General features: G+C 33.5%; 15 protein-coding genes and 1 pseudogene. 8 read left to right on the top strand and 8 right to left on the bottom strand.

What is annotated here, in order from left to right; all coding sequences use genetic code 11:
• Nucleotides 1-245: 245 nt before the first annotated feature.
• The 8 genes and pseudogenes from JNUCC76_RS05980 (at nt 246) to JNUCC76_RS05945 (ending at nt 5,923) form a co-directional block, all read left to right on the top strand.
• Nucleotides 246-542: a hypothetical protein gene (locus tag JNUCC76_RS05980; RefSeq protein ID WP_454153399.1), complete on the top strand. Its 297-nt coding sequence runs from the start codon at nt 246-248 to the stop codon at nt 540-542.
• A gap of 397 nt (nt 543-939) precedes the next feature.
• Nucleotides 940-2,610, top strand: coding sequence for a replication initiation factor domain-containing protein (locus JNUCC76_RS05975; protein ID WP_454153397.1), 1,671 nt, complete (start codon nt 940-942; stop codon nt 2,608-2,610).
• 73 nt (nt 2,611-2,683) lie between these two features.
• Nucleotides 2,684-2,944 (top strand): hypothetical protein, encoded by a 261-nt coding sequence (locus JNUCC76_RS05970; protein ID WP_454153395.1) that lies wholly within the window; start codon nt 2,684-2,686, stop codon nt 2,942-2,944.
• 68 nt (nt 2,945-3,012) lie between these two features.
• Complete coding sequence (locus JNUCC76_RS05965) at nt 3,013-3,285, top strand: hypothetical protein (RefSeq protein ID WP_454153393.1); 273 nt, start codon at nt 3,013-3,015, stop codon at nt 3,283-3,285.
• 14 nt (nt 3,286-3,299) lie between these two features.
• The gene (locus JNUCC76_RS05960) at nt 3,300-3,713 is read left to right on the top strand and encodes a hypothetical protein (RefSeq protein WP_454156532.1); all 414 of its coding nucleotides are present in this window, start codon (nt 3,300-3,302) and stop codon (nt 3,711-3,713) included.
• 120 nt (nt 3,714-3,833) lie between these two features.
• Nucleotides 3,834-4,073: a helix-turn-helix transcriptional regulator gene (locus tag JNUCC76_RS05955; RefSeq protein ID WP_002814620.1), complete on the top strand. Its 240-nt coding sequence runs from the start codon at nt 3,834-3,836 to the stop codon at nt 4,071-4,073.
• Complete coding sequence (locus JNUCC76_RS05950; protein WP_454153391.1) at nt 4,063-4,422, top strand: DUF2178 domain-containing protein; 360 nt, start codon at nt 4,063-4,065, stop codon at nt 4,420-4,422. The genes JNUCC76_RS05955 and JNUCC76_RS05950 overlap by 11 nt, the downstream gene beginning before the upstream one ends.
• A gap of 230 nt (nt 4,423-4,652) precedes the next feature.
• Nucleotides 4,653-5,923: pseudogene (locus JNUCC76_RS05945) on the top strand (IS30 family transposase).
• A 684-nt stretch (nt 5,924-6,607) separates the two neighbouring features.
• Here JNUCC76_RS05945 and JNUCC76_RS05940 read toward each other — a convergent pair.
• The 8 genes from JNUCC76_RS05940 to JNUCC76_RS05905 all read right to left on the bottom strand — a co-directional run bounded on the left by JNUCC76_RS05940 (nt 6,608) and on the right by JNUCC76_RS05905 (nt 13,017).
• On the bottom strand, nt 6,608-6,883 hold the full coding sequence (locus JNUCC76_RS05940; RefSeq protein ID WP_454153389.1) for a hypothetical protein: 276 nt from the start codon (nt 6,881-6,883) through the stop codon (nt 6,608-6,610).
• A 7-nt stretch (nt 6,884-6,890) separates the two neighbouring features.
• A complete protein-coding gene (locus tag JNUCC76_RS05935) occupies nt 6,891-7,088 on the bottom strand; it encodes a hypothetical protein (protein WP_454153387.1) in 198 nt (65 codons plus the stop codon).
• 11 nt (nt 7,089-7,099) lie between these two features.
• The gene (locus tag JNUCC76_RS05930; protein ID WP_454156530.1) at nt 7,100-8,536 is read right to left on the bottom strand and encodes an MFS transporter; all 1,437 of its coding nucleotides are present in this window, start codon (nt 8,534-8,536) and stop codon (nt 7,100-7,102) included.
• Nucleotides 8,537-8,636: 100 nt separating this feature from the next.
• Nucleotides 8,637-8,921, bottom strand: a complete 285-nt coding sequence (locus JNUCC76_RS05925; protein WP_282836378.1) for an ArsR/SmtB family transcription factor — start codon at nt 8,919-8,921, stop codon at nt 8,637-8,639.
• Between the two features lie 119 nt (nt 8,922-9,040).
• The gene (locus tag JNUCC76_RS05920; RefSeq protein ID WP_454153385.1) at nt 9,041-10,198 is read right to left on the bottom strand and encodes an IS30 family transposase; all 1,158 of its coding nucleotides are present in this window, start codon (nt 10,196-10,198) and stop codon (nt 9,041-9,043) included.
• A 107-nt stretch (nt 10,199-10,305) separates the two neighbouring features.
• Nucleotides 10,306-10,713 (bottom strand): hypothetical protein, encoded by a 408-nt coding sequence (locus tag JNUCC76_RS05915; protein ID WP_454153383.1) that lies wholly within the window; start codon nt 10,711-10,713, stop codon nt 10,306-10,308.
• 12 nt (nt 10,714-10,725) lie between these two features.
• Nucleotides 10,726-12,339 carry a replication initiation factor domain-containing protein gene (locus tag JNUCC76_RS05910; protein ID WP_454153381.1) on the bottom strand — a complete coding sequence of 538 codons (1,614 nt, stop codon included), beginning with the start codon at nt 12,337-12,339 and terminating at the stop codon, nt 10,726-10,728.
• Between the two features lie 384 nt (nt 12,340-12,723).
• On the bottom strand, nt 12,724-13,017 hold the full coding sequence (locus tag JNUCC76_RS05905) for a hypothetical protein (protein WP_010001878.1): 294 nt from the start codon (nt 13,015-13,017) through the stop codon (nt 12,724-12,726).
• Nucleotides 13,018-13,034: the final 17 nt, after the last annotated feature.

Here is a 13,034-nt window from a genome sequence, read left to right as displayed (position 1 = left end):
TGTGATGAAATAGGCGTTTTAAGGACTTTGTGAAAGGTTTTGAAAATGACCTATTTTTTAGCGCTTTGAAACGTTGATATAGCGCTACTTTGTATAGCAAAGGTTATGTAAACAGTCATTGGTCTAGTAGAAAACAGGAGTTAGAAATGATGAAATACCACGCAAGAAGTCCAACACTTAGCATCTGTGTTTAGTTTTGCTGTTTATTTGTTTTTGAAGTTAAAAAGGAAAAGTAGGTAAAAATTATGGCTTTAGATGTTAAAAAAATTCAATCTTTGTCGGAACAATCAATCACTGATTTAAAGACAATTGAAAAACTTGGTGACCTTGAACACCTAGAAGAGCTTAATGGCGAATTGAAGAAAGTATTGGAAAGTAACGAATTGGAAAGCATTAACCCAATGTTGCCACCATATATCGTTCAAATTCGTAAAAATATCGGCTTTATGATTGGTAATTATCGTTCTACCAAAACACATGCTATCAATCGTAGTAAAGATTTGATGCAGTTGAATGAGCAATTATCGCATATCAAGCGTTGATCAATTGTAGGGGTAGTAAAGAGCTTGCTGATGCATAAAACCATTGGTGAGCTTTTTAGTACATAGAGTGACCGTTCCGACAGGGTGGCGAGCAAGCCCTTGCGAGCCATGCCACGCCCTCGCCCTAGCGTAGCGTTAAAGGGCAGGGTGCGTGGTCGTGGTTAAGACCAAAATACCTTTTGGTCGCACGACTGGCACTTGCGCTGGCGGAAAGGTTACTTAAATTTCTAAAACCCCCTCTGACTAACAGGGGGGTTAAAGGGCAGAAGTCGCTACGACAAATACCCCCAAAAGTATCGAGAACGGCTGATATGACGGTATCTTAAAAATATAAAAAATTGTCAAAAAAAATTGTGAAATTTGACTATTGTTTGTTGAAAATTTGAAAGGAATAGCTATGACAGTCTTAGCAGAAACTAATCAATTTTATAGCGCTACTTTCTTAGGGACAACACAACATAGTTTAGCTTATACGAATACACCACTGATTAAAGTTGGTTTGAGCTTACATGGCGAATTACAAGCTGTAAAGATAATCAAAGTTAACGGTAATCAATTATCTAATAATCTTAAACTAGGCGATTTTATTGAACTAGGAATAATCAAGGGAGATGATTTAAATGGTTACACAGCAATTTCAATTGATGCCACACAAGCAGATGATAATAATTATCGAAAGCTGTTTACTGATTTAGAAAGTTTGAAAAACGTTGGTAAATATCAATTATTAAAATTAGTGACAAATGATGATGAAAAGGAAGATAACACAATGGAAGATTTTATTAAAGCACCGAAATTACATGGCTCACATATTAAGACTATTAGAAATATGCTGAATTTGAAACAGACTGAATTTGCTGAAAAAATTGGTGTGTCGGGTTCATTATTAAGCTATATTGAAATAGGTAGTAAGCCAATTACAGATGAATTTGTTGAAAAAATGTATACAGCTTTTCCAGATTTAAAGAATGCACTTGATTTACAATTTGATTGGGTCAATATAACATTTTCTGATATGACTGGCGAACAAGTTATCAATGATGTGATGCGCTTAAAACCAGAATTATTTTTAGAACGATCAACGACACAAAACTTTTACACACGAGAATTTGCGTTTGCTGGCGAAAAAAATATCTATGTACAGGACTTTGAATCCACGACTAATGAACATGGTCAAGATGAACAAAAGACTGGCACAACAATGTATCTTACAGGACAAGGCACACGTTTGTTTGAAAAGGCATTGTTGGAACAAGGACTTACTTGGAAAAAGTTTTTTGTTCGGGCAAAGCGGTTTAAAGGCACCTTTTCACGATTGGATATTGCTAGCAATGATAATTGGGGTTTGTTAGATATGGAAGAAATTGTTGAAGCAACCCAGCAAAACAGATTTTGGAGTAAGTCAAGGTCATTTGCAATTCATGGGAATAATCAGGACGGCTGGACGGCTAACTTTGGGAAATCACCCTTTGTGGTTCGTATTTATGATAAGCAAAAAGAACAAGACCAAAAGGGGTTAGAAACGTCAATTAAAAACCGCGTCGAATTAGAATTGCGTTCTGAAAGAGCTGAACAGGTTATTAGTGAATGGTTTGAAAATGATAATCTTGTGGAATATACCGCATCAATTCTGTACAGCTATTTGTGGTTTGTGAATGAACCGATTGATGAAGAAGATTTAAAAGGAACACACGTTAGAGAACGTTATATTGAAAGCTTAAAGCCTATGCCTGCATGGTCTTTATTGACAAGTTTGGGACAATCAATGAAGTTCGTTAGAGAACCGAAAGAACAAAGCGTTGATAGTATTTTGAGCTGGATAATGCAATATGTTGTTCCTAGTTTAGAAGTATTGAAAAAAACAGGACATTGGCATGAAGTGATTGAAGCAATGGATAAGGCTAACCTTTCTCCAGAACAAGAAAAGTTAGTTAAGGCTAATTTAGTTAACGCAATTACAAATTCAAAAGCTAACTTAGAACATGGTAATTTGAACTTTGATAAGGCAAAACGTAAATATGATGAAGAAACAGCCGAATTTGAGAAAAAAGCGAATCTACCTTTTTAACAAAATTATTGATTACACGAACAATTGTTCGTATAATAATTATAGTAAATAAACATGACTGGAGCTGTGAGCTATGAACCAAATTGATGCTGTGATTAAAGACATTAAAGAGATGTTTGCTAAGCAACCTAACACGATATATGAAGTGAGAGTTGTAGACCAAATTTACTCAAAAAAAGTCAATATATTCTTTGAGTGGTACAAAATTGGTAAGGCTACAAGGTCGCAACAAATAGCGCAATTTGATAGCACTTATACAGAACAAATTCCAGAAATTATCAAAAAAATTCGTAAAGAAACTGGTTTGACGGTTCGTACAAATATATATGATTAGTCATAAAGTGAGTTAGTGCTTGATAGGTACTAGCTTTTTTGTTTGCAATAAAAATGAAAGGATAAAAAATGAAATCGAAATTAAAAAAGGCTTGGACTTATGTATCTGAAAGAATTTCTATTATTGGACTTGATGTACTGATGATTGTTTTGATGTCAGAATATTCTAGTCAATTGTCTGGTAGTTATGTGGGACATGGAATAAGGTTTTTGTTGATTAGTCTGATTGTTTCTTTAAATATGGTCGCAGTAGTTATTAGAGATGCCGAAAATTTTAATGACAAAATAAATGTTTTAAATTATCTATTAGTGATGATAGTTATGTACAAATATGCATTATGAAAGGAAAAAGTAAGATGCCAACCAAAATATGGTTAAAACCAGAACAATTAGAGCTGTATATTAAGCAGTTAGAACGATTTAGAGACTTATACAGTCAACTAGACCAAACGTTAGAAAGTGATAGACTAGGTTTTCAATTTAAAGCTGGTGCGCCTAACTTCCAAACAACGTTGAGTGTATCAATGCAATTACAAGCAAAAATCAGACAAGCACAATCTCAAACATACGGAGATGTGCTTTTTTTTAACAAAGAATTAGCATCTAGGGTACAAGATTTGGTTTCAAAATCAATTGAGTTAACCTTTGCATATCGTGATTTAGATTTGCTGATTAAGGGAAGTGATCGCAATAACGAAAGTGGTTTAAATAAAATTGAAGAACAATTGTATCAAGCCAAACGACAATTAAGAGAAAACGGAGTGAAATAAAAATGCAAAGTTATTTATATCATAAACTGTTTATTTAATATAAAAATAGATTTATTTTGTATAACTATACTTTACTTTTAGATAAGTATGATGTATTATAAATTTAAGGAGATAAAGCAAATGAAAAAAGACTTTGGTGACTCAATAAATAATAAAGTATATGAATTCCGTGTCTTAGCTCGATTATCTCAACAGGAACTAGCAGAAAAAGTAGGGGTTTCAAAGCAAACAATATTTGTTATGGAAAAAGGAAAATATTTTCCAACGCTTTTATTGGCATTTAGAATTGCGACTTTTTTTAAGGTAGATCTAACAGATATTTTTTCTTATGATATAGGGGGAACAGAGAATGAAGATTAAATGTTTAGGCGATATAACTAATAGTTCAGATACATTATTTTATCCTTTAAAAAAATGGTCTGAACAATCAATTGGTAACTACAATTTACTCATAGGTATTAGTTTCCTTTTCTTTATATTTGGTGTTGTTTTCGCAATTATTTATTCTATGAAAATTGGAAAAAGTGATGAAAGAACAACATTGATCAGCCTGAAAAGTGCATATTTTATGCTGATTGCTATCATTGTATGTGATATGTTTTTTCCAAAAGGGTATTTAGTCCATCAATTTTTCTTGTTTAAGTATGGTATTGCGTTCTCTATTTCAGGATTATATTTATGGGTGCAGTCAAAGAAAGATTTGAAGTGAGTTATAGCTCATTAAAGAACACAATGAAAAAAGGCTTATCGAAAATTATTTTTGATAGCTTTTTTTAATGCTCTAAATTTTAAATACTTTTTCATAAAATCAGAGTTTGAACTACAGTTATGCTAACAGGTTCACAATTCTATATGCTTTATTTGTAGGCTTTTAAGCATAGTTTAGGTGTGATAATATTATCTTATTCACATAACTAATTAGGAGTAACAGTAAATTATATGACTAAGAAATTACCACAAGACCAAATAAAATATCCACGTATTCATGAAAATGATAGACATTTGATTGAACACATGTGGAATGATGAAAAACTAACGCAGTCGGAAATCGCTAGAAAACTTAATCGCTCGCAATCTGCTATATCGAGAGAATTGAAGCAAGGCAATATATTTGACTTTAGTAATCTAAGTAAGCGCCAATTATATAATCTTGAGATACACGCTCGTATTAAATACTCCGCTTTACGTGGTCAATTTATTGCCACTCAAAGAAGTGTGAGACGTGGCAATGGCTCAAAATTGCTGACAGATGAGCTAAAGGAATTGATTGAGCATTGGGTCAATGTTGAACATTGGACACCAGAACAAATCGCTGAAGCTCATGTATCAGATATTGAAGTCTCGGCATCAACGATTAGGAATTGGGCGAAACAAGGTAAAATCTATTTAAGACCATATTACCGAAAACGCGCTAACAATACAGATGCGGAAAAAGTAAAGATTAAAACGCAGTATCAAAAACAGCGTGAGATTGATAGACTGCGTTCAAAGCTAAAGTCACAAGGAATTCTAGTTCGTCATTCAATCTATGAACGACCACCAAAGATAAATACACGGAAACAGTTCGGACATTGGGAAATTGATTTAGTTTTGCCAGCAAAAGGTAAGAATGGCGAAATTAACGATAAGAGCGCTATCTTAACCTTAGTGGAACGTAAAACACGTTTTTATGTTTTAATTAAGATTGATAGTAAACAATCATTTGATGTGATTAAAGGGTGATTAAAGGCTTTAGATACTTCTATAAGAATTATGGCAAATGGGTACGCACAATCACGGCTGATAATGGTATTGAGTTTATGTCGTGGGACTTTTTAGAAGTTGTCCAGCAGGAATATAAGACCAAAATATTCTATGCAACACCCTCTTCACCGCAGGAAAGGGGGACAAACGAATATAAAAACCGTGAGCTACGTGTCTTTATTCCAAAGAAAACGACTTTTAGAACGATTAAGCAGAAAGACTTAGAAGTGATCGCTGATAAAATAAACCGTAAGCCAATGCGTATTGCACTGCAAGGCTCAACACCTTATGAACGTTTTAATAAGGAATACCGCAACATGGAACGCTATAAAGAGCGATACATCAAGCAGAAAATCAAGAAATATGAGCAAAAATTAGCCGAAGAAATCAATGCACTCAAAGACGTTAATTTAACAGATATAGATGCAGATAAAGATGTCAAGGTTAATATCGATGATATAAATTAAGAAACGTTTAAAAGTAAAATAAGTTCACACACAGACTAGTGATTAGTCTTTTTTTGTGTCATAATAACGACATACAAAGCGAAATGACTATGTGAAATAGTCTTAAAAGCACGTCATTTAAGGGGTCAGTGTTACTGGAGAAATTTAAATAACAAGTGTATACTTGTTGATTAAGTGTGTTCAATAATAATTTCAAACTCATTACAAATTACAGAATGTAACAGACACTTTAACAAACCGTTACAAATAGAGAAAACCTCTTGCAATCTGCCCTAAAATATTTACTTTCGATAATATATATTATGTTAACCTAAATTGGTAGGGCGGATTGCAAGTCATTTACCAGATGTTTAATCAGTTGGTAAAATTCCGGAAATGTTTTTGTAATTTCACTAGTTGTTTTTTTATTTGTAAGACACTTCTTATTCTATTATACCAATGTCATACATTAATGTTAAATCACTGTCCACGGTTTCTAATCCTTATTTTAAGGCTGTTTAACATCTTGATTCCTCAACTAAGTTTCTAAAAAAATACAGATACTCATTATGCAAATTCAATTTGCTAAGTATCTGTATTTTTGATTGATTATCATAACTAAACTAGTTTTAATTCACTGGATAATCGTATTAGGTTGTTTGGTAAACAGTGTTTGAATAGTTGTAATCATGTCTTCAATTGGATTCATTTTTCTCTGATGACCGTCCTAATATCTTCGAAAGCAATAAATTGTTGATTAATGTAGACACCTAATTCTGTAAAACCATTGACTAATCCAGTCACATTAGGAATCAAATAACCATCAGTAGTTTCAATATTTGTTGTACAGTCATTATGTGATGATTCACACAATAGTGTTGTGAGATACTTTTTGCCTAATTTAGTGATATTCTTGGTAATTTCTTTGATTTTTGATTGCGTTGCACGTCTTCTTTGACTAAACTGACTTAATGTTTTCAATTCTTTCTTAAAAAAACTGCATCGTACTTATCTCATCATAAATTGAATTAGCAGACTGAGATTTTTGTCTTGTATTAATCAAAATACTATTAAATTCAATAATTGGTTGAGTTTTATTTGCTCGGTATTTACCAATCTTTTTATCTATTTTGCTTACACTTGTAACATTAATGCTTGAATCATAAAATTTTTTAATATCTAACATATTTATCCTTTCTAATTAATAATGCTATTATTCTTATCCATTATGTTAATTATCAGTGCAATCGCGAAGATAAGCATAACCACTATAAAAACATTATGCATACCAGACAATACGGTTTGCCGTATTATTGATTCATAGTTCTTAATATTTGTAGTTGATTGAATACCACCAATATAATTGTTAATCATGCTACTATTTATTTTGCCATGAGACTGAATACCACTATTCAACGTTAAATTAAATGTTAATCCTAATATTCCCGTTGCTATAGTTTGACCTAATGTACGTCCTAATGTAAGCATTGCCGATGCAGTACCTAAATTAGAATCAGTTATCACTCGTTGAGAGACTAATGTGTTCATTGTGATGATAATTCCTAATGTGATTCCCGTTATCGCTGAAATAATATAGAAAATAAGCTGTGGAAATGATGAAGAAATAACAGTCAATGGAAAATAAAAAACAGACATTAACAATATTAAAGGCAAGGATATTTTTTTAGGAGGCCATTTTTTTACAAGAGCACCTACAAAGAAAGATGATATCAGCCAAAAGATGGGACTGGGTGTTACTGCCAAACCTGCTAGTGCTGCTGAAGATTTATATATTGCTTGTAGCCACATTGGAAAATAGGTTTGAAACCCAATTTGAATTGCGCTTAATAATAAAGCTGTAGAAATTTGAATTGAAAAAACTCTATTTCTAAATAATTCAAGCGGTATAATTGGATCACTAGCATTTTTTTCCGTTTTATAAAACAATATTCCCAAAATAATAATTAATAAAATTAAACACGTTATTAAAGATAGGTTTATTTTGAAATTACCTAGATTTTGAAATGTAATCAATAAAATTAATAGAAAACTGGACAAAAATAAAATACCTTTATAATCAATTTTATGTTTTTCTACACGGTGACTCTTTTCATTGTATTTAAAAAAGACAATGAGAAATACTAGTAATCCTAACGGCACGTTGATAAAAAAAACCCAATGCCATGATAGAGTCTCAACAATATACCCACCTAGTAACGGACCAAGTAATGCAGAAATACCCCAGGCTGTATTATTCAGTGCCAACATTGTTGACCGCCGTTCGTAGTCGAATAAATCAGCAATGATTGTGAAAGTTATTGGCATTATTGCACCGGCACCAATTCCCTGTAGTCCTCTGAATAAAATCAGAAGAATGATATTATTTGCTAGGCCACATAATAAAGATCCTATTGAAAAAATAAGTAATCCTATCATAAAAACAGGTTTTCTACCCCATCGATCACTTAATTTTCCGTAGATAGGAGTTGATAGTGCTGTCGTTAGCAAATATGTTGCAAAAACCCAACTCTGAAATGATAAACCATTTAAATGACTAACAATTGTTGGTAAAGCTGTGGTAATAATTGTTGTTTCAACTGAAGTCATAAAAGTAGCAATTAGTACAGCCATCATAATAAATCCTGTACTTATATTTTTATTTTTTATCAAAATATCCCCCTGTTTATTATTTCTATTGTTTTATAACATTAGAACTACGAAAGAAATAAAAAAATCATAACGTGTCTAAAAATCCTGGTAAATAGTGATTAAACGTTTGATAATTTAGTGACAAATATTTACTTTGAGCCTCCTTTCGCGTATTTGTTAAACCAACTGACCGTAAAATTTTAAAATGATAAGATACAGTAGATTTGCTTACATTAAGGCTTTTACCAACTTCACCGCAAGTCATTTCTCTATCACTATGATTCAAAACTCTGATAATGCTTAATCTATTTGTGTCGGAAAGGACCTTAAATATTTCTGTTCTTTTGAGATCTTCTTGTTCTATTGTCATAAAACTAGCATACACCTATTTTTTTTTATTTGTCAATATTTTGAATGCAATATCTAAATGTTCAAATTGAAGTATCAAACTTTTAATTGTTGGTAAAAAATATTGTATCGGGCTATATTTTAACTATTTTTGTGCAATTTTCTTTTTTCATAAGCTCTTCGATATCTCTGCATGGTTTTATATTCTTTATCAAATAGCTCAACAGGACTCTTGCCTTTTAACGCTATACGCATTGGCATGGCATTCATCTTATCAGCCACTTCATCTAGTTGTCGTTGCTTTACTGGTTTAAAACTAGTTCCTTTCGGGAACCAATCACGCAATTTACCGTTGCGGTTTTCGTTAGATCCACGTTGGTGTGGTGATGATGGTGTGCAATAATAAAGTTTTATTTTAAGTTCTTTTTGAACATACTCCAGAAAATCCCAAGAGATAAATTCAGATCCGTTATCAGCGGTAATCGTTCTTACTGCTTTGCCATAACGTTCATAAAATAGTTTAAACGCTTCAATCATATCTTTCGATTGTTTACTTTTAACTTTAATCAAGGCGTAGAATCTAGTCTTTCGTTCAACGACTGTCATAATAGCGGAGTGGTCTTGATATTGACCGTTGTTTTGTTTCATTGGTAACACTAAATCAATTTCCCAATGACCAAATTGTTTACGTTTAGCCACAACTGGTGAACGGTCATAGATGGAATGACGCACCAACTCACCACTTTTTTGTAAGTTTTCTCGTAAGCGAGCAATCTCTCGTTGTCGCGCACGTTGGTTTTTGGCTAACTCACGTTGTTTAGGAGAACCATCTTGTCGGTGATATTTATGGGTACGAATATTAATTAGTCCTCTTTTTGACCAATCTCGAATCGTTGAGGAGGATACGTCCACATCTTGCACATTTCCCGCAATCTGTTCAGGTGTCCAGTGTTCCACATTAATCCAGTGTTCAATCAGTTCTTTTAGTTCTGGTGTTAGTAATAGCCTTTGTCCCATGCGAAAGCGCTTTTTGGTCGCAATATATTGACCACGTTGCGCTGAGTACTTAATGCGTGCATGAATGTTCATTCTTAATAAGGTGTGACGGTCTAAATTTGAAAAATCAAGTACGTTACCACGATCTAATTCACGGCTAATCACTGATGGGTCATAACCTAATTGACGACCAATATCAGTTTGTGAGAGTTGTTCATTATTCCACAAATGTTCAATTAAGTAGCGTTGATTTTCATTCAATCGAGGTTGTCGTTTCCTTTTCTTTGGTTGTTCTGCTGTCATTTACTGTTTCATTCTCCTTTGATCAATAATATACAATTTCAGACTAACAAACATTTATATCATCATGATGATAAACGTTTTAAAAATTAATAGCCTAATATTACTTATCATTTGGCTTCATAAAGCTGCTTTTTAGCTTGTTTTAACTTAGCTTCAATCAGATTTATGCCACTTTCGCTATTAACATCATGACCATTTAATAAGTTGGTTAAGTCACGGTATTCAAAGGTTAAAGCAATACTGGTTTCAACTAAAGTTTGTACTTGCTTGTCTAACTCTTTACCAAAAATCAGGACATCACCAAAGGTTTGTGACTGCACTGATTGAATGTAACGATGTAACTTCATTGACATCTGGAGTGTGTTTTGAAAGTTTGGTGCCCCAGGTTTGAACTCAAAATTCTGACGATCAGATTCTAAAACAGTTAATAACGATTGATAAGTACTTCTGAATCCTTGAAGTTGATCGACGTAGTTTTCTAGTTGGTCTGGTTTTAACCATATTTTTTGTGTCATTGTTTTCTCCTTTTAAATTTCTTGATAATATTTTTTGGGTTTTTCAAAATTAATAGTTAATTTTTGATTGGCTTGCGTAATGGCATTAATCATCGTAGCCTTAACTAACTTTTGTTGTTCAGAGGATAATTCAGCACTGTTTATAGCCTCCATTACTTCTGCCCAATGACCAGTTTTCTTTAAGACTGCTAGGCTAGGCACCACTGACTCTAGAATCCACTTCTCAATCCGTTCAATGCTCTGTTCTTTGGGTTGACGAATAAATTTCATTTTATGACCTAAAGCGGTTAGTAATGACCAAGCGGGCATCGGCGCAACAGAATCTTCAATGGTGTCACGCACTTTATCAGCTTTTAGTAGCTTTTCCTCAATTGCTTTATCAGTAAACCAAAGATACGTATACAAAATATCAAAGGTGATTTCCGTTAATGTTTTATTGTTGTCCTGATCAAGCCATTCATCAATGACATATTCTGCTTTATCTTGATGTAATTCTAATTCCACACGGTTTTGTACATCTGTGTCAAAGCCTTTGCTGGCTTGTTCTTTGCGTTTATCGTAAGCACGAATAACAAACGGTGATTTTCCAAAGTTCACCGTCCACCCATCATCAACGTTGCCATGAACGGTATAAGACTTTGATTTACTCCAAAAACGTTTTTCTTGCACGGCTTTTACAAGGTCATTCATATCTAGAAGTCCCCATTTATCATTAATGGCAATATCTAAACGAGTGAGATGTCCTCGATACTGTCTCGCTTTTTGAAGAAAATCATGCCAAGTGATATTCTGTTCTAGCAAAGCTTTTTCAAACAGCCGTGTGCCTTTACCAGTTAAATATAAAGTTGTGCCATACTTTTGTTCAATGGCCTGTGTTTCAGGGTTTTTAATCGGTGCAAAGTCTTGAATATAAATGTTCTTTTCGCCAGCAAATGCCATTTCACGGGTATAGAAATTTTGTGATGTTGACCGTTCCAAAAATAAGTCAGGTCGAATACTTAGTACATCTTTGATCACTTGCTTTGAAGTTAAATCTGGAAATGTCAAAGAAATCCAATCAAATTGTACTTCAATACTTTGAGCTAAATCGGGATAAACTGATAGTAAATTGTTTACAAAACGCTCACTAATACCTTGTTCTTTATTTTCAATACGTCGTATTGTTTTTTCATTGATACCCATAGTAATTGCCAATTCTTCTTGTGTTACATCAAGTAATTGTCGTATTAGCATCAAATTATTATTTGTTAATTCTGGTACATTTAATTCTTGTGTCATTGTCTTTTTCCCTTTCAACAGTTGGTATTGATCAACGTTTTTTAAATTAACTAATTGCTCTAATTCAGTTGAAACCTTGTTTTGTAATTGGACATCAGACTGTCTCATTTTCGCTTTGAAGCCTAATAGCTCACTACCTGTGATTTCATTAATTTGAATTTCACTACCAATATTGGGTAATTGCCCTAAGTCAATAGCCGAAATGGTTACGTTATAAGTTTCAATAATTTCATCATGCCATTTCATGCCAATCATAATCATGATTTCTAACGATAACCGTATGCTATGTTGAATTGTTCCTATAAAAATAGGTGTGTACGCTTTTGGCTCATGATTAATCGTTATCATGTCGGCTTTCCTTTCTCAAAATGTCCGATTTGGCGTTTTCAACCGGACATTTGCTTTTTTTAATCTAAATCGCTGCACATCAGCGTTTGTTCCCCATATTGGGTTGACGCTTTCAGCGTTTTTACCGGTTTAACCCCCCTGTTAGTAACTGGGGGTTAAAGTTTTTTTTGTGGTTGCTTGAGCAGAGTGCGTGCCAGTCGCTGACACTCATGGTCATTCGTGTTTAACCGCGACCACGCACCCTGCCCTCTTACGCTCCGCTAAGAGCAGGGTGTGGCACTGGCTCTCCCGGTCGGTCGAACCACTCTTCTCAATCAAGCACTATGTACAAAAAACAAGTTGACTATCTAGGAGTTAGACCATCAACTTGTTTACATTACTTATTTACTTGATCCGTGAGAGTTGATCCAACAGTGAATTTAACTCTTTATCACGATTAATTGCATGCGTCCGAATTGACTTATAATTACCCAATAAGAAACCAATGTTTTTCCGAATTTCTGTAATGTATGGTGGCAACATCGGACTAATTTCTTCCAAATTACCATCAGCAAGGATTCGTTTCAATTCATCGCTTAGTTGGGAGAGATGTTCCAAATCTCCTAATTTTTCAATTGTCTTTAAATCAGCAATCGATTGTTCTGATAGTGATTGTACTTTTTTAACGTCAAAAGCCATAGTTTCCTCTTTTCTTT

It is taken from the genome of Leuconostoc sp. JNUCC 76, from assembly GCF_053667755.1.
This window is presented reverse-complemented; position numbering and strand designations above follow the sequence as displayed.